General features: G+C 59.5%; 20 protein-coding genes. 10 read left to right on the top strand and 10 right to left on the bottom strand.

Annotated elements, in window-relative coordinates; translation table 11 throughout:
• The first annotated feature begins 35 nt into the window (after nt 1–35).
• The 3 genes from hisA (at nt 36) to AOA61_RS14155 (ending at nt 2,375) form a co-directional block, all read left to right on the top strand.
• Complete coding sequence (hisA, locus tag AOA61_RS14145; protein ID WP_003187784.1) at nt 36–773, top strand: 1-(5-phosphoribosyl)-5-[(5-phosphoribosylamino)methylideneamino]imidazole-4-carboxamide isomerase; 738 nt, start codon at nt 36–38, stop codon at nt 771–773.
• Between the two features lie 9 nt (nt 774–782).
• Nucleotides 783–1,553 carry an imidazole glycerol phosphate synthase subunit HisF gene (gene hisF / locus AOA61_RS14150; protein ID WP_003171107.1) on the top strand — a complete coding sequence of 257 codons (771 nt, stop codon included), beginning with the start codon at nt 783–785 and terminating at the stop codon, nt 1,551–1,553.
• A 66-nt stretch (nt 1,554–1,619) separates the two neighbouring features.
• Nucleotides 1,620–2,375: an ABC transporter substrate-binding protein gene (locus AOA61_RS14155; RefSeq protein WP_032890125.1), complete on the top strand. Its 756-nt coding sequence runs from the start codon at nt 1,620–1,622 to the stop codon at nt 2,373–2,375.
• 61 nt (nt 2,376–2,436) lie between these two features.
• On the opposite strand, the gene AOA61_RS14160 is transcribed toward AOA61_RS14155, so the two are convergent.
• The 4 genes from AOA61_RS14160 to gpmI form a co-directional block, all read right to left on the bottom strand.
• Complete coding sequence (locus AOA61_RS14160; RefSeq protein WP_099601993.1) at nt 2,437–3,210, bottom strand: divergent polysaccharide deacetylase family protein; 774 nt, start codon at nt 3,208–3,210, stop codon at nt 2,437–2,439.
• Between the two features lies 1 nt (nt 3,211).
• Nucleotides 3,212–4,528 (bottom strand): S41 family peptidase, encoded by a 1,317-nt coding sequence (locus tag AOA61_RS14165; protein ID WP_027605074.1) that lies wholly within the window; start codon nt 4,526–4,528, stop codon nt 3,212–3,214.
• A gap of 30 nt (nt 4,529–4,558) precedes the next feature.
• Nucleotides 4,559–5,854 carry a murein hydrolase activator EnvC gene (locus tag AOA61_RS14170; protein WP_032890130.1) on the bottom strand — a complete coding sequence of 432 codons (1,296 nt, stop codon included), beginning with the start codon at nt 5,852–5,854 and terminating at the stop codon, nt 4,559–4,561.
• Nucleotides 5,855–6,110: 256 nt separating this feature from the next.
• A complete protein-coding gene (gene gpmI / locus AOA61_RS14175) occupies nt 6,111–7,637 on the bottom strand; it encodes a 2,3-bisphosphoglycerate-independent phosphoglycerate mutase (protein ID WP_032890132.1) in 1,527 nt (508 codons plus the stop codon).
• A gap of 151 nt (nt 7,638–7,788) precedes the next feature.
• Here gpmI and AOA61_RS14180 point away from each other — a divergent pair, with 151 nt between their 5' ends.
• From AOA61_RS14180 to secB, 3 genes are read left to right on the top strand one after another with little or no spacing between them, the layout of a single operon-like run.
• Nucleotides 7,789–8,202 (top strand): rhodanese-like domain-containing protein, encoded by a 414-nt coding sequence (locus AOA61_RS14180; protein WP_032890134.1) that lies wholly within the window; start codon nt 7,789–7,791, stop codon nt 8,200–8,202.
• Between the two features lies 1 nt (nt 8,203).
• The gene (gene grxC / locus AOA61_RS14185) at nt 8,204–8,458 is read left to right on the top strand and encodes a glutaredoxin 3 (RefSeq protein ID WP_032890136.1); all 255 of its coding nucleotides are present in this window, start codon (nt 8,204–8,206) and stop codon (nt 8,456–8,458) included.
• A 42-nt stretch (nt 8,459–8,500) separates the two neighbouring features.
• Nucleotides 8,501–8,980: a protein-export chaperone SecB gene (gene secB, locus AOA61_RS14190; protein WP_014716520.1), complete on the top strand. Its 480-nt coding sequence runs from the start codon at nt 8,501–8,503 to the stop codon at nt 8,978–8,980.
• A 127-nt stretch (nt 8,981–9,107) separates the two neighbouring features.
• On the opposite strand, the gene AOA61_RS14195 is transcribed toward secB, so the two are convergent.
• Nucleotides 9,108–9,563 (bottom strand): tRNA (cytidine(34)-2'-O)-methyltransferase, encoded by a 456-nt coding sequence (locus AOA61_RS14195; RefSeq protein WP_010563141.1) that lies wholly within the window; start codon nt 9,561–9,563, stop codon nt 9,108–9,110.
• Between AOA61_RS14195 and AOA61_RS14200 the strand changes: the two genes are divergently transcribed.
• Complete coding sequence (locus AOA61_RS14200) at nt 9,562–10,002, top strand: hypothetical protein (RefSeq protein WP_095186151.1); 441 nt, start codon at nt 9,562–9,564, stop codon at nt 10,000–10,002. The genes AOA61_RS14195 and AOA61_RS14200 overlap by 2 nt on opposite strands.
• A gap of 617 nt (nt 10,003–10,619) precedes the next feature.
• Here AOA61_RS14200 and ntrC read toward each other — a convergent pair.
• From ntrC to glnA, 4 genes are all read right to left on the bottom strand, one after another.
• Nucleotides 10,620–12,056: a nitrogen regulation protein NR(I) gene (gene ntrC, locus AOA61_RS14210; RefSeq protein ID WP_032890139.1), complete on the bottom strand. Its 1,437-nt coding sequence runs from the start codon at nt 12,054–12,056 to the stop codon at nt 10,620–10,622.
• A complete protein-coding gene (gene glnL / locus AOA61_RS14215) occupies nt 12,053–13,138 on the bottom strand; it encodes a nitrogen regulation protein NR(II) (protein WP_032890142.1) in 1,086 nt (361 codons plus the stop codon). The genes ntrC and glnL overlap by 4 nt, the downstream gene beginning before the upstream one ends.
• 311 nt (nt 13,139–13,449) lie before the next feature.
• Nucleotides 13,450–13,986, bottom strand: coding sequence for a chorismate mutase (locus AOA61_RS14220; protein WP_099601994.1), 537 nt, complete (start codon nt 13,984–13,986; stop codon nt 13,450–13,452).
• Nucleotides 13,987–14,192: 206 nt separating this feature from the next.
• Nucleotides 14,193–15,599, bottom strand: a complete 1,407-nt coding sequence (gene glnA / locus AOA61_RS14225; RefSeq protein WP_032890148.1) for a type I glutamate--ammonia ligase — start codon at nt 15,597–15,599, stop codon at nt 14,193–14,195.
• 334 nt (nt 15,600–15,933) lie between these two features.
• Here glnA and thiI point away from each other — a divergent pair, with 334 nt between their 5' ends.
• Both thiI and typA read left to right on the top strand, forming a co-directional pair.
• On the top strand, nt 15,934–17,388 hold the full coding sequence (gene thiI, locus AOA61_RS14235) for a tRNA uracil 4-sulfurtransferase ThiI (protein ID WP_032890151.1): 1,455 nt from the start codon (nt 15,934–15,936) through the stop codon (nt 17,386–17,388).
• Nucleotides 17,389–17,527: 139 nt separating this feature from the next.
• The gene (typA, locus tag AOA61_RS14240; protein ID WP_032890153.1) at nt 17,528–19,348 is read left to right on the top strand and encodes a translational GTPase TypA; all 1,821 of its coding nucleotides are present in this window, start codon (nt 17,528–17,530) and stop codon (nt 19,346–19,348) included.
• Between the two features lie 203 nt (nt 19,349–19,551).
• Here typA and AOA61_RS14245 read toward each other — a convergent pair whose 3' ends face one another.
• Complete coding sequence (locus tag AOA61_RS14245) at nt 19,552–19,986, bottom strand: YkgJ family cysteine cluster protein (protein ID WP_003187815.1); 435 nt, start codon at nt 19,984–19,986, stop codon at nt 19,552–19,554.
• Between the two features lie 239 nt (nt 19,987–20,225).
• Between AOA61_RS14245 and AOA61_RS14250 the strand changes: the two genes are divergently transcribed.
• Nucleotides 20,226–22,676, top strand: a complete 2,451-nt coding sequence (locus AOA61_RS14250; RefSeq protein ID WP_032890155.1) for a glycogen/starch/alpha-glucan phosphorylase — start codon at nt 20,226–20,228, stop codon at nt 22,674–22,676.
• Nucleotides 22,677–22,691 lie beyond the last annotated feature (15 nt).

Here is a 22,691-nt window from a genome sequence, read left to right on the forward strand (position 1 = left end):
CCAAGCATTGCTGAATATCGAATAAGGTTTGCCAGATGCTGATTATCCCCGCTATCGATCTCAAGGACGGCGCCTGCGTACGTCTGCGCCAAGGCCGCATGGAAGACTCCACCGTGTTCTCCGATGACCCGGTGAGCATGGCTGCCAAATGGGTAGAAGGGGGCTGCCGTCGTCTGCATCTGGTGGACTTGAACGGCGCCTTCGAAGGCCAGCCGGTCAACGGTGAGGTGGTTACCGCCATCGCCAAGCGCTACCCGAATCTGCCGATCCAGATCGGCGGCGGTATCCGCTCCCTGGAAACCATTGAGCACTACGTCAAAGCTGGCGTGAGCTACGTGATCATCGGCACCAAGGCTGTGAAAGACCCGGCCTTCGTTGCTGAAGCCTGCCGCGCGTTCCCAGGCAAAGTTATCGTGGGTCTGGACGCTAAAGATGGCTTCGTCGCCACCGACGGCTGGGCTGAAATCAGCACCGTGCAGGTCATCGACCTGGCCAAGCAATTCGAAGCCGACGGCGTGTCCGCCATCGTTTATACCGACATCGCCAAAGACGGCATGATGCAGGGCTGCAACGTACCGTTCACGGCCGCGCTGGCTGCGGCGACGAAGATCCCGGTGATTGCTTCCGGCGGTATTCACAACCTGGGCGATATCAAGTCGCTGTTGGACGCCAAGGCGCCAGGGATCATCGGCGCCATCACCGGCCGCGCGATCTATGAAGGTACTCTGGACGTCGCCGAAGCCCAGGCTTACTGCGATGCCTACAACGGCTGAGGACTGACCATGGCGCTGGCCAAACGCATCATCCCTTGCCTGGACGTCGACAATGGTCGCGTGGTCAAGGGCGTCAAGTTCGAGAACATCCGTGATGCCGGCGATCCGGTGGAAATTGCCCGTCGCTACGATGAGCAAGGTGCCGATGAGATTACTTTTCTCGACATCACCGCCAGCGTTGATGGCCGCGACACCACGCTGCACACCGTCGAGCGCATGGCCAGCCAGGTGTTTATCCCGCTGACCGTGGGCGGCGGCGTGCGCACCGTGCAAGACATCCGCAACCTGCTCAACGCTGGCGCGGACAAGGTCTCGATCAACACCGCAGCGGTGTTCAACCCGGAGTTCGTCGGCGAAGCCGCGCAACATTTCGGCTCGCAATGCATCGTAGTGGCTATCGACGCCAAGAAAGTCTCCGGCCCGGGCGAAACCCCGCGCTGGGAGATCTTCACCCACGGCGGTCGCAAGCCGACTGGCCTGGACGCGGTGGAATGGGCGATGAAGATGGAAGGCCTGGGCGCTGGTGAGATCCTGCTGACCAGCATGGACCAGGACGGCATGAAAAACGGCTTCGACCTGGGCGTGACCCGTGCCATCAGCGACGCGCTGGGCATTCCAGTGATCGCTTCCGGCGGCGTCGGCAACCTGCAGCATCTGGCCGACGGCGTAATCGAAGGCCACGCCAGCGCAGTGCTGGCGGCGAGTATTTTCCACTTTGGCGAATACACCGTTCCTGAGGCCAAGGCCTATATGGCGGCGCGCGGTATCGTCGTTCGTTAAACGTTGCTGGACACCATGGCGGGCGCGCGGCACTCTCTGCGCTTGCCATGGATTCCGGTAGCCTTCATGTTCAAGACCCTCTTACTTGCCCTCGCCAGTTCGTCCCTGTTGTTAGTCGGTTCGGCCCATGCCGAGGAGCCGTCCGACGCCTCCCTGGTGTTGCTGACGGAAAACTTCCCGCCGTACAACATGGCGAAAAACGGCAAGAACTTCGCCAAGGAAGAAAACATCGAAGGCATCGCCGTGGATATCGTGCGCGAAACCTTCAAGCGTGCGGGCATTTCCTACAACCTCACCCTGCGTTTTCCTTGGGAGCGAATCTACAAGCTCGCCCTGGAAAAACCCGGCTATGGCGTATTCGTAATGGCACGTTTGCCGGCTCGCGAAGCGCTGTTCAAGTGGGTCGGCCCCATTGGCCCGGATGATTGGGTGCTGCTGGCCAAGTCGGACAGCAAGATCCAGCTTGCCGAACTTGAGCAAGCGCGGCGCTACAAGATCGGCGCCTATAAAGGCGATGCCATCGCCGAGACCCTGGAGAAACAGGGCCTCAACCCGATCGTAGTGCTGCGTGACCAGGACAATGCGCAAAAGCTCGTGGATGGCCAGATCGACTTGTGGGCTACCGGCGACCCGGCCGGGCGTTACCTGGCACGCCAAGTTGGGGTGACCGGGCTCAAGACCGTGCTGCGATTCAACAGCGCCCAGCTCTACCTCGCGTTGAACAAGGATGTGCCGGACGACTTGGTAGCCAAGCTTCAGGCCGCGCTGGACCAGTTGCGTAAAGACGGCGTCGTCGACGAGATCACGGCGAAGTATCTGTAAAAGACCCGAAATTCTGTAGGCGCTGGCTTGCCAGCTCTTACTGGGGATCGTTGCGGAGTTTCTAGCGGTAAACCCCGTCCTTCCCGTGTCCAGCCATGGCTTGATTGCTGCGCACGCTGATCATCAGCTTAATATCAATCCACTCGATGCCCTGGGCCTTGAGCTTGGGCAGCTCGCGCTCCAGCACTGCCAGGGTTTGTGGGTAAGGGTGGCCGATCATCACGGCCGAGCCTTGTTTGTGGGCCAGCTTGATCGCGGTTTGCAGCTGTGTGGTGATCGCCGCTTCGGTGCGTTCGTCGTCCAGAAACACGTCCCGCGAAACACTCGCCAGACCGATCTTCTGTGCCTCGGCGGCTGCCACGGTCTGCGCGCTGGTACGGCTGTCGACAAAGAACTTGTTGCGCCGCTGCAGCTCGGCCATCAACCAGGCCATTGCCGCAGGTTGAGCGGTCATGCGGCTGCCCATATGGTTGTTGATGCCGGCGGTGTAGGGCACGGCGTTGAACGCGGCGTCCAGGCGTTTGGCGAGTTCTTCGATAGGCAGCTCAGGGTGCCAGGCGAACGGGCCGGTGGCCGGGTCCATGGGCATGTGCAGGATCACGATCTTGCCGGCCTTGTGGGCTTCGCGGGCGAATTCTGCAGCGTGGGGGGTGTCGGGCATGATCGCCGTGGTCACCGGCCCAGGCAGGGCCAGCACGCGGCGATCCCGAGGCAGGTTTTGCCCCAGGTCGTCGATGATCAGTGTCAGATAGGCTTTGTGAGGTTCGCCTGTGGGAGTCGCTTGGGCGACTCCCACCAGGCTGCACAGCAGAGCAAGGATCAGGGCAAATCGCATATCAACGGCTGCGCGTGATGCTCAGCCCCTTGAGCAGGCTCAGCGCCTGAGCCAGTTGATAGTCGTCGTCCTGTGGCATCGGCTTGGCTTTCTTGCTGCTGCCGGTCGGCTGGTCGGCACCGCCGTTGCCATTGCCCAGGTGGCCTTGCAGGTCTGCCTCTTTGTAGTACTCGCTGTCGATCTCGTTAGTGATCTTGGCCTTGCGCACTTCGATGTCCGGCACGATGCCCTGGGCCTGGATGGAGCGGCCGTTCGGCGTGTAGTACAGCGCAGTGGTGATCTTCAATGCGCGATCGTTGTTCAGCGGTAACACGGTCTGCACCGAGCCTTTGCCGAAGCTGGTGGTGCCCATCAGCACGCCGCGTTTCTGGTCCTGCAGGGCACCGGCGACGATTTCCGAAGCCGAGGCGCTGCCGCCGTTGATCAGCACGGCCAGTGGCACGTTCTCGCTGAGGTCGTTGCCGGTGGCCGAGAAGCGCAGCTCGGAGTTGGCGATACGGCCCTTGGTGTAGACGATCAGGCCTTTGGTAATGAAGTGGTCGACCACTTCCACCGCCGACTGCAGCACGCCGCCTGGGTTGTTGCGCAGGTCGAGCACGATGCCGCTGAGTTTCTTGCCGTTGTCCTTGCGCAACTTGGCCAGTGCCTTGGCCACTTCGTCGCCGGTCTTGACCTGGAATTGGGTGATGCGGATGTAACCGTAGCCCGACTCCAGCAGCTGACTCTTCACGCTCTTGACCACGATGGTCGCGCGGGTGAGTGTCACGTCGAACGGGTTGCCACCGTCGCGTACCAGGGTCAGGGTGATTTTCTGGCCGATCTTGCCGCGCATCTTGTCCACGGCTTCGGTCATGGTCTGGCCACGGGTCGGCTGGCCGTTGATCTTGACGATAAAGTCACCCGCCTGGATGCCGGCCTTGGACGCCGGGGTGTCGTCGATGGGTGACACCACCTTGATGTTGCCGTCTTCGGCGCCGACTTCAATGCCCAGGCCACCGAATTCACCGCTGGTGCTTTCCTGCAGTTCAGCGAAATCTTCAGGGCCCAGATAGGCGGAGTGCGGGTCGAGGTTGCTGAGCATGCCCTTGATGGCATTCTCCAGCAGAGTCTTATCGTCTACTGGTTCGACATAGGCTGCCTTGATGCGGTCCATGACCTCGGCAAAGGTGCGCAACTCGTCCAGCGGCAACGGGGCCTTGGTGGTCGCGGCCGTGGCAGCAGGTGCAGCCGGAGCGGCCTGGTCGGCGAAAGCCAGAGGCGCGCCGATCACCAAGGCGATCGTCAGGGCCAGCGAAGTGAGGCGGGACAAATGCAGCATGTCGAACGAACTCCTAATGTAGATGCGGCCCTATCCTTGGGAACGGCACCATTGTGCGGGATCGCTCGGGCGACCCTGCTGACGAATAGCGAAGTACAGCGCCGGGGTGTCCTGGCCACCACTGTTACCGACAGTGGAGATGGATTCACCGGCTTTTACAACATCACCTGCCGACTTGAGTAACGTCTGATTGTGGCCGTAAAGGCTCAAATAGCCATTACCGTGGTCAAGAATCACCAACAAACCGGCGCCCCGCAGCCAATCGGCAAACACCACGCGCCCGCCGTGAACGGCGTGGACCTGGCTGCCGGCGGAGGCGCTGATCATCACCCCATCCCACTTGGCGCGGGTGTCGTCGCCACGAGTTTCACCGAAGCGTGCCAGTAGTCGACCATCAACAGGCCATGGAAGTTTTCCTCGTGCTGAAGCAAAAGGGCCTCCGAAGGACTCGCCGGCGCTGGAAACCAACGGGCCAGGCGCTGCATGTGCCGGTTTACGTGGCGCCGGAGCGTCAGTGGTGGCTGCCAGTTCGGCCTCACGCTGACGCTTTTTTTCGGCTTCCTGCTGGGCGATCAGCGCTTTCTGGCGCGCTTCTTCGGCCTCGCGTGCCTGGCGCGCCAGGGTTTCTTCGATGGTCTTGAGCACTTTGGCCAGGTCGGCTTGGTCTTGCTCGCGGGCCTGGAGCTTGGCGTCGCGGGCTTTCACGTCGTCATTGAGCTTGGCCAGGGCCAGCTGGCGCTCCTTGCGGACCTTGTCCAGCTCATCGCGCTGGGTGTCGAGGGCGCTTTTCTGGTCTTCCAACTGCGACTGCTGGTTGGCGATTTCCTGTTCGACGTTGACCAACTGGCGCAGAGTCTCGTTGAAGCTTTTCAATTGCTCCAGGCGGGCTTTGCTCAGGTAGTCGTAGTAGGTCAGGGTGCGCGCGAATTTCTCAGGGTTCTGCTGGTTGAGCAGCAGCTTGAGGTATTCCTGGCGGCCACTCTGGTAGGCGGCGCGGGCCTGGATCGCGATCAGACGTTGCTGTTCAACGCGTGCGCTCTGGAGTTTTTTTTTCTCAGCGTCGAGTCGCTCCAGTTCCGACTCGCTCTTCTTTAATTCTTTTTGCAGCTCCTGGACTTGCTTCTCTAGCTTGCCCATTTCGGTTTCCGTGCCGCGCAGGTCTTTCTGCACCCCGGATTTTTCTTCCTGGAGCTTGCCGAGCAGTTTTTTCAGCTCGGTAATGTCCTGACGCGTAGCGTCCAACTGTTGTTGGGTTTGTGCGCGCTCATCGGCAAACGCCGGTTGGAGCAGGCAGACAAGAGCAAGGGTAATCAAGGCGCGAAGCATAGAGGCGGGCGACACCAGGGAAAGGGACGGCCTAGTATGCCCGCCAAGCGCTGCAAAAAAAACGCCCAATTGGGGCTGGCGGGCAAGATAGGCGCCGAGTGGCGGGGGGATGGCAAAAAGACATCTTCCAAACACGGGAGATCCAATGTGGGAAGGGTTTGCCCCCGATTGCAGTGTGTCAGCTGAATATGTGTTGGCTGACCCATTGCTATCGGGGGCAAGCCCCCTCCCACACTGTTCAGTGGTGTGGTTGAAATCAAACCAGAATCGAGGTCCCGGTCATCTCCGCTGGCTTCTCCAGCCCCATCAGCATCAGCATGGTTGGCGCCACATCCGCCAACACCCCGCCGTCACGCACTTTGAAGTCGCGCTTGCCCACGTAGATGAACGGCACTGGCTCAGTGGTGTGAGCCGTGTGTGCCTGGCCGGTGGACTCGTCGGACATCTGCTCGCAATTGCCGTGGTCGGCCGTGATCAGCGCTTCGCCGCCGACTTTTTCCAGGGCGTCGACGATGCGACCGACGCACAAGTCCAGGCATTCCACGGCCTTGGTCGCGGCTTCCAGGTTGCCGCTGTGGCCAACCATGTCGCCGTTGGCGTAGTTGACCACGATCACGTCGTAACGCTGGTGGTCGATGGCGTCGACGATTTTATCGGTGACTTCCGGCGCGCTCATTTCCGGCTGCAGGTCGTAGGTGGCGACTTTTGGCGACGGGATCAGGATGCGCTCTTCGCCTGGGAACGGTTCTTCACGGCCGCCGGAGAAGAAGAAGGTCACGTGGGCGTATTTTTCAGTTTCGGCAATGCGCAGTTGGGTCTTGCCGTTTTTCGCCAGGTAATCGCCGAGCACGTTGTCCAGGCTGCCCGGAGCAAAGGCGGCGGGGGCCGGGATGCTCGCGGCGTATTGGGTCAGGCCGACGTAGTGCACTTTTGGCTGGCGGGCGCGTTCGAACTCGCTGAAGCCGTCTTCGACGAACACGCGGCTCAGCTCGCGGGCACGGTCGGCGCGGAAGTTCATGAACACCACGGCGTCGCCGTCTTCGACTTTTACCGGCTCGCCGATGGTAGTGGCCTTGACGAACTCATCGCTTTCGCCACGGGCGTAGGCGGCTTCCAGGCCTTCTTGGGCAGTGGCGGCGTTGAATTCGGCCTGACCGTCGACGATCAGGTTGTAGGCTTGGGACACTCGGTCCCAACGGTTGTCACGATCCATGGCGAAGTAACGGCCCACGATGCTTGCAATGCGGCCCTTGCCCAGGGCGGCGAATGTGGCGTCCAGCAGCTCGATGGACGATTGCGCGCTTTTTGGAGGAGTGTCGCGACCGTCGAGGAAGGCGTGCAGGTAGATCTTCTCGGCGCCGCGCTTGAAGGCCAGTTCGGCCATGGCAACCAGATGGTCTTGGTGGCTGTGTACACCGCCGTCGGACAATAGGCCCATGAAGTGCACGGCCTTGCCGTCGGCTACTGCTTTATCTACCGCTGCGCAGATGGTCGGGTTCTCGAAGAACTCGCCGTCGCGGATCGCTTTGGTCACGCGTGTGAAGTCTTGATATACCACTCGTCCGGCGCCGAGGTTCATATGGCCGACTTCCGAGTTGCCCATCTGCCCGTCGGGCAGGCCCACGTCCATGCCCGAACCGGAGATCAGGCCGTTGGGGACGCTGGCGGTCAAGCGGTCCAGTACAGGCTTCTTGGCCGCGTATACCGCGTTGTCGTGGTGGCTTTCACTGTGTCCGAAGCCATCGAGAATTATCAGGACCAAAGGTTTAGGCGTAGTAGTCATAGATCCTCTCGCGGCGGTAATAAAGGAAGGCAATTGAAAAGGGAGTGGCAGTTTAAAGCGAAGTTCCGACCACGTCACCGCTTTACGGGGGTTGGCCCCCCCTGACGGCTGTGTATACTTACCGCCATTTTAACGCCCTGGAACCTCCTTGATGGTTGATCACCTGATTGCATTTGCCACTGCCCACTATCTGCTCGTGGGTGCCTTCGTCATCCTGCTGGCGCTGCTGATCGCTCACGAATTGAGCCGTGGTGGTCGCAGCCTGAGCACGTCGGAGCTGACCGCGCTGGTCAACAAGGATGAGGCCATTGTGGTGGATATCCGCCCAGCCAAGGAATTCGCTGCCGGCCATATCGTCGGTGCACTGAACATTCCACAGGACAAGCTGATCGCGCGCCTGGCCGAGCTGGAAAAACACAAGGCCAAGACCATCATCCTGGTCGACGCCCAAGGTCAGCACGCCGGCACTCACGCCCGCGAAATGCTCAAGACCGGTTTCACCGCGGCCAAGCTGTCCGGTGGCATCAGCAGCTGGCGCGCCGATAACCTGCCGCTGGTGAAGTGATATGAGCCAGGTTGTCGTCTACTCCAGCGATTATTGCCCTTATTGCATGCGAGCCAAGGCTCTGCTGGATAAGAAGGGCGTTGCCTTCGAAGAGATCAAGGTCGACGGCAAGCCCCAGGTGCGCGCCGAAATGGCCCAGAAGGCGGGACGCACGTCTGTGCCGCAGATCTGGATCGGCGCCAAACACATCGGTGGCTGCGACGACCTGTTTGCCCTGGAGCGCGCCGGTAAACTCGATGCGCTGCTGCTCGTCTGACTCCTAAACCCTAAAAGACCCCAAGATCAAGAAGGATCTGCGATGACTGACCAACAGAACACCGAAGCAGCAGAAGCTCAAGGCCCACAGTTCTCGCTGCAGCGTATCTACGTGCGTGACCTGTCGTTCGAAGCGCCGAAAAGCCCGGCCATCTTCCGCCAGGAGTGGACCCCAAGCGTTGCGCTGGACCTGAACACCCGTCAAAAGGCACTGGAAGGCGACTTCCACGAAGTTGTGCTGACCCTGTCGGTCACCGTCAAGAACGGTGAAGAAGTGGCCTTCATTGCTGAAGTGCAACAGGCCGGTATCTTCCTGATCCAGGGCCTGGACGAAGCGTCCATGAGCCACACCCTGGGCGCGTTCTGCCCGAACATCCTGTTCCCGTATGCCCGTGAGACCCTGGACAGCCTGGTCACCCGTGGTTCGTTCCCTGCGCTGATGCTGGCTCCGGTGAACTTCGATGCCCTGTACGCTCAAGAGCTGCAGCGCATGCAACAGGAAGGCGCACCGACGGTTCAGTAATCTCGAACCCGACGCAGAACCCAATGTGGGAGGGGGCTTGCTCCCGATAGCGGTGGATCAGTCAGATAGATGTCGACTGACACTCCGCCATCGGGGGCAAGCCCCCTCCCACATTTTGTTTGGTGTGTTATTTGAAACCGAGTTGGCGCCAACCTTCGTACACGGCAACGGCTACGGTGTTGGACAGGTTCAGGCTGCGGCAGCCTTCGCGCATTGGCAGGCGAAGGCGATGCCCATCGGGCAGGGCGTCGAGCACCTCGGCCGGCAGGCCACGGCTCTCCGGGCCGAACAGGAAGGCATCGCCCTCAGCAAAACTGGCATCATGGAACGGTCGCGAACCCTTGGTGGTGAACGCGAACAAGCGCGGATGCCCCAGGCTTTCCAGGCAGCTGGCCAAGTCGGCGTGGCGCTGGAGCGTGGCGTACTCGTGGTAGTCCAGCCCGGCACGGCGCAGACGCTTGTCGTCCATGTCGAAGCCCAGGGGCTCGATCAAATGCAGGTGGCAGCCACTGTTGGCGCACAGCCTGATAACGTTGCCGGTATTCGGCGGAATTTCTGGTTGAAAAAGGATGACGTGAAACATGCACGGCTCCGAAGGCAAAGATGCGCTGCATTCTACCCCTGAAGAAGACCCAAGACCGAAGCTATTGCCAAGGGTCATGGGCTCGCTGGCGATTGTCGGCTTGATGGTGGGTCTGATGATTGGCCGGCTGACCACAGCGGACCCGGTCGAACTGCAACAGGTAGAGACGACCACGGATGGCGTAGTGGTGTGGTTCAACAGCGAACCCAAGCTGCACGGCGAGCATATCGATGGCACCGTGGCGTTGCTGTTTGATGCCCAAGGCAAGGCCAGCACCGGGCAACTTAAGGTCAACGACAAGGACGTGAACTGGCGCGTGCGCAAGACCGATGGCGGCCTGCTGCTGAACCTGGTCGCGGCTCGGCCGTTGCGCGGGGAGTGGAAGGGAGAAGAGGTCGATGACCGCTGGCGGTTGGAGATCCATCTCCAGGAGCAATAAAAGAGGGAATCCCCGGCCTGCCTGTACCAAGGTCCCCAAAACGGGCTGGGGCTATGGGCGCTGTGCCACATAAGTCCCGGTGTAAAGAAGGGAGTTCCCGGCCTGCCTGTACCAGGGCTCCCAAAACGGGGTGAAGCCATCAAGGCTTCGGTGTTAAAGAGGGAGTCCCCGGCCTGCCTGTACCGAGGTTCCCCAAAGCGGTGTGGAGCGCGACGCGGTTCGCATCAAGCACCCCGGGTGTAAAGAGGGGATTCTCGGCCTGCCTGTACCAAGGTCCCCGAAACTGGGTTGTACTTGGGTTGTTGCAGGGCGCGTGCCAGAGTGGCTAAGTTGTGCCAAAAAAATTCTTCAAAAAGCGCAAAGCCCCGGATTACGGGGCTTTGGTGTTTTCGGAATTCAGCATTCTCTTAACAAAATGGTTGGTTCGGGCGTGGAACGTGTGCGCGATGCTAGAACAGGGTGCATTGAAGCGGTGCACGGTTCTGAGTCCGTGTGGAGGTCTAAATGTGGGAGGGGGCTTGCTCCCGATGGCGGTGTATCAGGCACAGATGTTGTGACTGACCTACTGCTATCGGGAGCAAGCCCCCTCCCACATTAGACCTCAGTGGATTCGAGATTCAGGCGTCGTCGCCCTCATCGTCGTCACCACCGTCCACTTTCATGCCCAGCTCCTTGATCTTGCGCGTCAGGGTATTGCGACCCCAGCCCAGCAACACCGCAGCATCGCGCCGGCGGCCGGCGGTGTGCTTGAGGGCGGTCTCGATCATGATCCGCTCGAACGCTGGTACGGCGCTGTCCAGCAGGTTCGACTGGCCCCGTGCCAGTGCCTGGTCGGCCCATTGACGCAGCGCCTGCTCCCAGTTGGTCACTGGTGCCGAATCCTGCGGCAGGCTCAAAAGCTCCGGCGGCAGGTCGCCGATATGCACTTCGCGCCCGGACGCCATCACCGTGATCCAGCGGCAGGTGTTCTCCAACTGGCGCACGTTGCCTGGCCATGGCAGGTTCTTCAGGTATTCCTCGGTCTCGCTTTTCAAAAGCTTCGGCTCGACCGCCAGCTCCAGGGCGGCGCGGCTGAGGAAGTGGCGGGCGAGGGTGGGGATATCTTCGCGGCGGTCCGACATGCGGGGGATGTGGATGCGAATCACGTTGAGGCGGTGGAACAAGTCCTCACGGAACTTGCCCGCATGCACCAGGGTTTCCAGGTTCTGGTGAGTCGCGGCGATGATGCGCACATCAACCTTGACCGGTGTGTGACCGCCAACGCGGTAGAACTCGCCGTCCGCCAGTACGCGCAGCAGGCGAGTCTGGGTGTCGGCCGGCATATCGCCGATCTCATCGAGGAACAGCGTGCCACCATCCGCCTGTTCAAAGCGTCCGCGACGCAGGTTGGCGGCGCCGGTGAACGCGCCTTTCTCATGGCCGAACAACTCGGACTCCATCAAGTCCTTGGGGATCGCTGCCATGTTCAGTGCGATAAACGGCGACGCTGCCCGTGGGCTGTGACGGTGCAGAGCGTGGGCTACCAGCTCTTTACCGGTACCCGACTCGCCGTTGATCAGCACGGTGATGTTGGAGTGGCTCAAGCGCCCGATGGCGCGAAACACTTCCTGCATCGCCGGCGCTTCACCGATGATTTCCGGGGTGCGGGTCAGGGCCGGCGGGGCTTCCTGATTCTGTTGTTCCTGGGCGTGCTGGTTGGCGCGCTTGACCAGCGCCACAGCCTCGTCCACGTCAAACGGCTTGGGCAGGTATTCGAATGCGCCGCCCTGGTAAGACGCGACAGCGCTGTCCAGGTCGGAGTGCGCAGTCATGATGATCACCGGCAGGCGCGGGTGCTGCTCGCGGATGCGTGCCAGCAGGTCCAGGCCACTGGCGCCTGGCATGCGGATGTCAGAAATAATCACGTCGGGCTGCTGGCGTGCCAGGCGGCTCATCACCCCGTCGGCGCTGTCGAAGCTCTGGGTGGTCATGCCTTCCTGTTGCAAGGCTTTCTCAAGGACCCAGCGGATAGAACGGTCGTCATCGACGATCCAGACAGTTTCACTACGGCTCATGTCGATGGGGCTCCTTGTTCCAGAGGCAGAAAGATCGAGAACGTGGTGTGGCCGGGATGGCTCTCACATTCGATCAGACCCTGGTGCTGGCTGATGATGTTCTGGGTGATGGCCAGGCCCAACCCGGTACCGTCCGGGCGGCCGCTGACCATGGGAAAGAAGATAGTTTCCTGAAGTTCCGCAGGAATGCCTGGGCCGTTGTCGATGATCTCGACCTTGGTCACCAGGCGATGGCGCACGTGGCCGATGGTGAACTGGCGCAGTGCGCGGGTGCGCAGGCTGATGCGGCCCAGGCGCAATTCGTTCTGGCTGCTGATGGCCTGCATGGCGTTGCGCACGATGTTGAGCACCGCTTGGATCATCTGTTCGCGGTCGATCAACACGTCGGGAATGCTCGGGTCGTAGTCGCGCACCAAGGTGATGCAGCCCTGGCTTTCCGCCTCTACCAGATGACAGACGCGCTCAAGTACTTCGTGCACGTTGGTCATCGCTAGGGACGGCAGCTTGTTGGAGCCGAGCATGCGGTCCACCAAGTTACGCAGGCGGTCGGCTTCTTCGATGATGACGTTGGTGTAGTCCTTGAGGTTCTCGTCCGGTAACTCGCGGGCCAGCAACTGCGCTGCGCCACGGATGCCGCCCAACGGGTTCTTGATCTCATGGGCGAGGCCACGTACCAGCATCTTGCTGGTTTCTTGCTTGGACAACTGCGCTTCTTCTTTGGTGATGCGCAGCAGGCGGTCACGGGGATGTACTTCAAGCAGCAGCAGGGTCGCGCCGTTGCTCAGGATCGGGGTCACAGCGTAGTCGACGGTCAATGTCTGCCCGGTAAGGGCCGTGAGCATCGCTTCACGCTTGGTGAATGGATGCGCCTGCTCCACCGCCTGGCGTAACGAGCTCAAGGCTTCGGCCGACTCGGTGAACAGCTCGCTGATGAACTGCCCATGGCTGCGCTGGCCACTGATGGCCAGAAGCATCTCCGCCGCCGGGTTCATGTACTCAAGACGCAAGTCGTCATTGAGCAGGATGGTCGCGGTGGTCAGGTTGTCGAGTAGCAAACGGTGCAGTGCATCGCTGATGGTCATCAGGACCTCTTTTGGAGCAAGGCGCGGGCTTGAGGCACACGCTGATACAAGGAAAATGCAAAAACCAAACCAAGGCTCCGAAAAGAAGCGCGAAAGCCCTGAAATGGGGGGTTAGGGCCCGAAACTGTGGCGTTCTGCCAGCTTGAACGGGAAGTTTCGAACCAAAATGGTGTTAGTCGTTGGGGTGGGTGCAGGATGTCGCACCAATATAGTGCGGTTTTGTGAAGGTTGTTCAGGAAGTGCCGAAATCATATAAATCAAATGTGGGAGGGGTTGCCCCTCTCCCACATTTTTGGATCGGGGTTACAGTTTTAGTCTTTGTAGATACACAGCTCGGCCGTAGCGCGGATCATCGCCAATTGCCGCAGTGGGTCGTTCAGCGGCTCATGTACCGCTTCGGCCAGCCATTGAGGGCACTGCGGGTCGGTACGTTGTGGAGTGAAGTCCGCCAGTTGTTGCAGCAGGCGTTTTTGCAATTGATCCAGTTGCGGGCGAATCTGCTTTACCAGGTCCGGGCGCGGGTCGTCGGGTGCCTTGCCCTGGAACTGCCAGTCGGACAGGTGGGTGTACTGCACCAGCTTGTTTGCTTCGATCTGCGCCGAGAAAAATTGCTCGGCGGCGGCGGGCTCCAGTTTGTAGCTCGGTGCCTGGGCAATGACGCTGGCGAGCACATCTTGCTCGCGCTTTTTGTCTTCTACCGGTTTTTTGCTGTCCCATTTGCTCAGGGCCACCTGGTCGGCAATGGTCAGGCGTTCGGCGATGCTGTTGAGCAATGGCTCCAGTGTCGGCGGTGCAGCGAATGCACTGGCGCTGACGAATAACAGAGCGAACACAAGTCGACGTTTCAATGCTGATCTCCTTGTGGGAGGGGGCTTGCCCCCGATAGCAGAGTGTCAGTCAGCACCTGTATGAGCTGACCCACCGCTATCGGGAGCAAGCTCCCTCCCACCTTTTTGATTAGGTTTGCAGGTGTGGAACTGTGTAATTCACGGGCAAAAAAAGACCTCCCGAAGGAGGTCTTTTTTGTCACGCCACTTTAAGCAGCGCTACCGGATCAGCAGCTGTAGTACAGCTCGTATTCCAGTGGGTGTACGAAGGTACGAACCTTGATTTCTTCTTCGCTTTTCAGGCCGATGTAAGCGTCGATGAAGTCGTCGCTGAACACGCCGCCTTTGGTCAGGAACGCACGGCCCTTGTCCAGCTCTTCCAGGGCTTCTTTCAGGCTGCCGCACACTTGTGGGATCTCTTTGGCCTCTTCAGGCGGCAGGTCGTACAAGTTTTTGTCGGCAGCGTCGCCAGGGTGGATCTTGTTCTGGATACCGTCCAGGCCGGCCATAACCAGAGCAGCGAAGGCCAGGTAAGGGTTGGCTGCTGGATCCGGGAAGCGAGCTTCGATACGGCGAGCGCGTGGGCTGGAGACGTAAGGAATACGGATCGAAGCGGAACGGTTGCGCGCCGAGTAGGCCAGCATTACCGGAGCTTCGAAACCTGGGACCAGACGCTTGTAGGAGTTGGTCGAAGGGTTGGTGAAGCCGTTCAGGGCCTTACCGTGCTTGATGATGCCGCCGATGAAGTACAGGGCGGTATCGGACAGGCCGGCATAACCTTCGCCAGCGAAAGTGTTCTTGCCATCTTTGGCGATGGACAGGTGAACGTGCATACCCGAACCGTTATCGCCGTACAGAGGCTTAGGCATGAAGGTCGCGGTACGGCCGTAGGCAACGGCAGTGTTGTGTACGCAGTACTTCAGGGTCTGAACTTCGTCAGCCTTGGCAACCAGGGTGTTGAACTTCACACCGATTTCGTTCTGGCCGGCAGTCGCCACTTCGTGGTGGTGAACTTCGATGACCAGGCCCATGTCTTCCATGGCGTTGCACATGGAGGTACGGATTTCGTGGTCGTGGTCGAATGGCGGAACTGGGAAGTAACCACCTTTGATGCCTGGACGGTGGCCATGGTTGCCGCCTTCCACGTCCTGATCGGACATCCACGAACCTTGTTCAGAGTAGATCTTGAACATGGAGCCGGAGATGTCGGACTTGAACTTCACTTGGTCAAAGATGAAGAATTCTGGCTCTGGGCCTACGAATACGGTGTCACCGATACCGGTCGACTTCAGGTATTCCTCGGCACGCTTGGCGATCGCACGTGGGTCGCGGTCGTAGCCTTGCATGGTCGAAGGCTCGATCACGTCGCACACCAGGATCAGGGTGGCTTCTTCGGTGAACGGGTCCAGCACGGCAGTGCTGTCGTCCGGCATCAGGATCATGTCGGAGGCTTCGATGCCTTTCCAGCCAGCGATGGAGGAACCGTCGAACATTTTGCCTTCTTCGAAGAACGCATCATCCAGCGCATCGCGAGCCGGCATGGTCACGTGGTGCTGAGTGCCTTTGGTGTCCGTGAAGCGCAGATCAATCCATTTAACGTCATGATCTTTGATGAGTTGAACCGACTTCGACATAGTGTCCTCCGGGTGGCTTCGGGCTGGGGTAGTGGAGTTAGCCCTTAGAATGTGGGTGATGCCGGCGCGGATAGTCCGCCATGGCAACCTGCCTCACAAGAGAGCAAATTGCATGCCAGTGCGCCAACATGGGTTTTTTGCTCCAAAAACGCCCCTATAAAGGTGCATTGCGACAAAAGCGCGAAATTAGCGCACTGCAATGTGGCGCTGATGCATGCAAATGCACTGCTTTAGTGCGAGTCGAGTGATGTGCATATTAACTGGTTAAACCTTGAGCGATTTCCGCTATAATCCGCGCCCCCCTTTTTCGGCAGGCCCTGCGCGCGCTGTTTCCATGAAATTAATCGTTAAAGTCTTCCCCGAGATCACCATCAAGAGCCGACCGGTACGGATGCGTTTCATCCGTCAGTTGGCCAAGAACATCCGTGCCGTGCTCCGCGATCTGGACCCGGCTGTGGTGGTGAACGGTGTGTGGGACAACCTCGAGCTGGAAACCCGCCTCACCGACGCCAAAGCCTTGAAGGACATGACCGAGCGCCTGAGCTGCATGCCGGGTATCGCGCATTTCCTGCAGGTGGATGAGTACCCGCTGGGCGACTTCGACGACATCACCGAAAAATGCAAACGGCACTTCGGTGACAGCCTTGAAGGCAAGATTTTTTCGGTACGCTGCAAGCGTGCCGGCAAGCACCCATTCAGCTCCATGGACGTCGAGAAATACGTCGGCAGCAAGCTGCGTCGCGAGTGCGGCGCCGCCGGAATTTCCTTAAAAGCGCCACAAATTGAAGTGCGCATGGAAATTCGCGACCAACGGTTGTTTGTGATTCACAGCCAGCACGACAGCATCGGCGGCTACCCGTTGGGCGCCCTGGAACAGACCCTGGTATTGATGTCCGGCGGTTTCGATTCTACGGTCGCGGCCTATCAGATCATGCGCCGCGGCCTGATGAGCCACTTCTGCTTCTTTAATCTGGGTGGGCGTGCACACGAATTGGGCGTGATGGAAGTCGCGCACTTTATCTGGAAGAAGTACGGCAGCTCCCAACGCGTGCTATTTGTGAGCGTACCGTTTGAGGAAGTGCTGGGCGAAATTCTCGGTAAAGTCGATAACAGTCATATGGGCGTAGTATTGAAGCGTATGATGTTGCGCGCTGCGTCTCGGATTGCCGATCAGTTGCAGATCGACGCCCTGGTGACCGGCGAAGCGATTTCCCAGGTTTCCAGCCAGACGCTGCCGAACCTGTCGCTGATCGACTGCGTGACCGAGAAGCTGGTGTTGCGCCCACTGATCGCCAGCCACAAGCAGGACATCATCGATTTGGCAGAAGAAATCGGCACCGCCGACTTCGCCAAGCATATGCCTGAATACTGCGGGGTCATCTCGGTGAATCCCAAGACCCACGCCAAGCGCAACCGCGTGGAGTACGAAGAACAACAGTTTGATATGGCGATTCTGGAGCGTGCGCTTCAGAACGCCAAGCTGGTCCCGATCGATCGTGTTATCGACGAACTGGGCCAGGATGTGCAGATCGAAGAAGTCAGTGAAGCCCTGGCCGGCCAGATTGTTGTCGACATCCGTCACCCGGATGCCGCTGAAGATGAGCCGCTGGAAATTCCTGGCGTCGACGTACAAACGCTGCCGTTCTACGCATTGAACGCGCGTTTCAAGGAACTGGATGACAGCCGTCAGTACCTGCTGTATTGCGACAAAGGCGTGATGAGTCGCCTGCATGCCCACCATTTGCTCAGTGAGGGGCATGCCAATGTGCGCGTTTATCGACCGAGCTAAGAGCCCGGGGCTGTTTGCCTGTGGCCTGCGTCACCGGCCCCCCGACTCTGCCGTCAAGCTGTAACGGCAAGGCCTGACTCTACTGTAAATCGCTGCCACGACCTGTCAGCACACCGAATCCTCTGATCGAGATACACAAGTGATCGAAAATCTACGTAACATCGCCATCATTGCTCACGTTGACCATGGTAAAACCACCCTGGTAGACAAACTCCTGCGTCAATCCGGCACCTTGGAGCGCAACGAGCTCAACGACGAGCGCGTGATGGACTCCAACGACCAGGAAAAAGAGCGCGGTATTACCATCCTGGCAAAAAACACCGCTATCAACTGGAACGGCTACCACATCAACATCGTGGACACCCCGGGCCACGCCGACTTCGGCGGCGAAGTAGAACGCGTAATGTCGATGGTTGACTCCGTTCTGCTGCTGGTTGATGCCCAAGACGGCCCTATGCCGCAAACCCGTTTCGTGACCAAGAAGGCTTTCGAAGCCGGCCTGCGTCCGATCGTGTGCATCAACAAGGTTGACCGTCCAGGCGCGCGTCCGGACTGGGTTCTGGACCAGATCTTCGACCTGTTCGACAACTTGGGTGCTACCGAAGAACAGCTGGACTTCAAAGTCGTGTACGCCTCGGCCCTGAACGGCATTGCCGGTCTGGAACACACCGACATGGCTGAAGACATGACCCCGCTGTACCAGTCGATCGTCGACAACGTACCGGCTCCAAAAGTTGACCGTGACGGCCCGTTCCAGATGCAAATCTCGGCACTGGACTACAACAGCTTCCTGGGTGTTATCGGCGTTGGCCGTATCGCTCGTGGTAGCGTCAAGCCGAACACCCCAGTTGTTGCTATCGGCGCCGACGGCAAGAAGCGTAACGGTCGTATCCTGAAGCTGATGGGTCACCACGGTCTGCACCGTATCGACGTTGAAGAAGCTTTCGCTGGCGACATCGTATGCGTGAGCGGTATGGACTCCCTGTTCATCTCCGACACCCTGTGCCAGCCGGACAACGTCGAGGCGATGAAGCCTCTGACCGTTGACGAACCAACCGTTTCCATGACCTTCCAGGTAAACGACTCGCCTTTCTGCGGTAAAGAAGGCAAGTTCGTGACTTCCCGTAACATCAAGGAACGTCTGGACAAAGAGCTGCTGTACAACGTTGCACTGCGCGTTGAAGAAGGCGACTCGGCTGACAAGTTCAAGGTTTCCGGCCGTGGTGAGCTGCACCTTTCGGTACTGATCGAAACCATGCGTCGCGAAGGCTTCGAAATGGGCGTTGGTCGTCCAGAAGTGATCATCCGTCAAGTTGACGGCGTGAAGCAGGAACCGTTCGAAAACGTAACCATCGACACCCCTGAAGAATCCCAGGGCAAGGTCATGGAAGAGATGGGCCTGCGTAAAGGCGACCTGACCAACATGGTGCCGGATGGCAAAGGCCGTGTGCGTCTGGAATACAACATCCCTGCTCGTGGTCTGATCGGTTTCCGTAACCAGTTCCTGACCCTGACCAACGGCGCTGGCATCCTGACCTCGATCTTCGATCGCTACGACACCATGAAGTCCGGCGACATGTCCGGTCGTCAGAACGGTGTTCTGGTATCGGTTGAGACTGGCAAGGCACTGACCTACTCCCTGGAAACCCTCCAGGCGCGTGGCAAGCTGTTCGTTGAACACGGTCAAGAGATCTACAACGGTCAGATCGTTGGTCTGAACAGCCGTGACAACGACATGGGCGTCAACCCAACCAAAGGCAAGAAGCTCGACAACATGCGTGCTTCGGGCAAAGACGAAACCATCGCTCTGGTCCCACCTGTTCGCTTCACCCTGGAACAGGCCCTGGAATTCATCCAGGACGACGAGCTGTGCGAAGTTACGCCTAAGTCGATCCGCCTGCGTAAGAAGATCCTGGACGAAGGCGAGCGTACCCGCGCTGCCAAGAAAGCCAAGAACTGAGTTAACTCAGGCTGAATGAAAAACGCCCCCGGTCGAAAGGCCGGGGGCGTTTTTTTATGCCTGCTGGTTTTGTGGTGGTTGTACCGGCCTCATCGGGGGCAAGCCCCCTCCCACATTTGACCGAGTACAGCCATTTGGAATGCGGTCAGTGTGGGAGGGGGCTTGCCCCCGATAGAGCCCTTGAGCCCCCTGCAAAACCCGGATCAGAACTTGTCGAGGGTCTTGAAATTGGTCTCGCGCACCACTTCCTTCGGCTTGTACGCGCAATACCCCGGCCGCGGTCCGATCTTCGGGTGATTGCGGCAGGTATCGGGGCGCTTGTCATAAATAGTGCAGAAGCGCGTCTTACGATCCAGGTACAGGCAATCGTTGTTGCTCATGCGCTGCAGGGTAAAAATCTCGGATTTGTTGTTGTAGCGCTCGACGATGCCTTCCTTCTGCAACCGCTTGGCGATGTTCTTCGGCGGATCGCCGCGTTCGAACTCATCGACGATGCCAATGCGGATCAGGTCCTTGATCTTCACTTCGACCGGCAGCGTGCAGCAGCTGGACACGCAGCCACCGCACATGTGGGCGGAATATTTCTGCCAGGTCTCAAGACGGTCGAGTTCCGCGGCGGCGATCAGTTGAGGCTTCATCAAGGTTCCAAAAGGTGGGGCTGTATCCGGGCGCGGGATCATACCGGGATTGGTGGTTTTTTGAACAATATTTTGCGTATTTCATCCCGAACGGTGCGATGGGCGAAAGCAGGCACGGCCAATGCATCAAAACCCGCTAAAGGTAAATGCGTTAAAAAACTGCCGAACCAGAGCGTCTACCGTCTGTCAGACCGTCTAGGCTCTAGCAACTCCTTCTATCTCGCCCGAGGTCGCAATTGATGTCTCAGGAACCACTTGCACGAGAAGCAGAGGTAGCCGCATTTCGCGATGCCGTCTTGACCAAACTCACCTACGCGGTGGGCAAGGACCCGGATCACGCCTTCGACCACGACTGGTTCGAAGCCATTGCCCTGGCCGCACGCGACCAGATGGTCGATCACTGGATGGACCACACGCGGCGTATTTACCGCAAGGGCCAGAAACGTGTGTATTACCTGTCCCTCGAATTCCTCATCGGCCGTTTGCTCTACGACAGTCTGAGTAACCTTGGTGTGTTGGAGATTGCCCGCGAAGCGCTCAGCGAACTTGGCGTCGACCTTGAGCGTATCCGCCTGCTGGAGCCTGACGCGGCGCTCGGCAACGGTGGTCTGGGCCGCCTGGCCGCATGCTTCATGGAAAGCATGTCGACCTTGGGCATTGCCGGTCACGGTTATGGCATCCGTTATGAACATGGCCTGTTCCGCCAGGCGATTGTCGATGGCTGGCAACAGGAGCAGACCGAACGCTGGCTGGATTTCGGCAACCCGTGGGAGTTCGAGCGCGCTGAAGTGATCTACCCGATCGGCTTTGGCGGCAGCGTGGAAACCCTGCCGGACGCCGCCGGCAAGCTGATCCAAGTGTGGACGCCCAGCGAGACCGTGCGCGCCGTGGCCTATGACACGCCGGTGGTCGGTTGGCGCGGTGCAAGCGTCAACACCCTGCGCCTGTGGCGTGCACGGGCGGTGGAAGACTTGCACCTGGAGCGCTTCAACGCCGGTGACCACCTGGGCGCCGTCGCCGAAGTGGCCCGCGCTGAAAGCATCTCCCGGGTGCTTTACCCGGCGGATAGCACCGAAGCAGGGCAGGAGCTGCGCCTGCGTCAGGAATACTTCTTCGTCTCCGCCTCTCTGCAAGACCTGCTGCGCCGCCACAAAAACATGCATGGCTCGGTATTGAGCCTGGGCGAACACGCGGCGATCCAGCTCAACGACACCCACCCGTCCATCGCCGTGGCCGAGTTGATGCGCCAACTGGTGGATTTGCACGACATCGCTTGGGACGCCGCTTGGCAGGTCACGGTCGAAACCTTGTCCTACACCAACCACACCTTGCTGCCCGAGGCGTTGGAAACCTGGCCGGTAGGCCTGATGGAACGCATGTTGCCTCGGCACATGCAGATCATCTACCTGATCAATGCCCAGCACATCGACTCGCTGCGCGCCAAAGGTATCCACGATTTTGACGTGCTGCGCGCTGTGTCGCTGATCGAAGAAGACAATGGTCGCCGCGTGCGCATGGGAAACCTGGCGTTCCTCGGCTCCCACAGCGTCAATGGCGTGTCGGGCTTGCACACCCAACTGATGCGCAGCACGGTGTTCTCCGAACTGCACAAGCTCTACCCAGACCGCATCAACAACAAAACCAACGGCATTACCTTCCGCCGCTGGCTGTACCAGGCCAACCCCAAGCTCACCGAGATGCTGGTGGAAGCCCTGGGTCCGGACATTCTCGACACCATGGAAACCCGCTTGGGCGAATTGGAAACCTTCGCCGAGAAACAGACCTTCCGCAAAGCCTTCGCCGACCAGCGCCTGCACAGTAAGCGTGCACTGGCCGAGATCATCCACGAGCGCCTGGGCATTTCGGTGAACCCGGCGGCGATGTTCGACGTGCAGGTCAAACGCATCCACGAGTACAAGCGCCAGCTGCTCAACCTGCTGCACACCGTGGCGCTTTACCAGGCGATCCGTGCCGAGCCGGGCACCGACTGGGTGCCGAGGGTGAAGATCTTCTCCGGCAAGGCGGCGGCCAGTTATCACCAGGCCAAGTTGATCATCAAGTTGACCAACGACATCGCCCGCACCGTCAACAACGATCCGACTGTGCGCGGGTTGCTCAAAGTGGTGTTCCTGCCTAACTACAACGTCAGCCTGGCAGAAAGCATCATCCCGGCGGCGGACTTGTCGGAGCAGATATCCACGGCCGGCTTTGAAGCGTCGGGCACCAGCAACATGAAGTTCGGCCTCAACGGCGCGCTGACCATCGGCACCATGGACGGCGCCAACGTGGAGATGCACGAGCGCGTGGGCGCCGATCACATGTTTATCTTCGGCCTTAGTGCACAGCAGGTGGAAGCCCGAAAACACGCTGGCGAGTTCAACGCCGGGCCTGATATTGCTGCGTCCCATCGCCTCAACGATGTGCTGCAAGCGATCCGTGGCGGGGTGTTCTCGCCGGATGATCCGGGCCGCTATGTGGGCTTGATCGACGGGTTGATCGACTACGACCGCTTCCTGGTGTGTGCCGACTTCGACTCCTACTGGGATGCCCAGGCGCGGGTCGAAGCGCATTGGCATGACTCCAAGGCATGGTGGCGTTCGGCGGTGCTCAATACCGCGCGCATGGGTTGGTTCTCGTCGGACCGGACGATCCGCGAGTACGCCACGGAGATCTGGAAAGCGCTCGACTAAGCACCCTGGATCCAA

This window comes from Pseudomonas sp. 2995-1 (genome assembly GCF_002742505.1).
Lineage (GTDB): Bacteria > Pseudomonadota > Gammaproteobacteria > Pseudomonadales > Pseudomonadaceae > Aquipseudomonas > Aquipseudomonas sivasensis.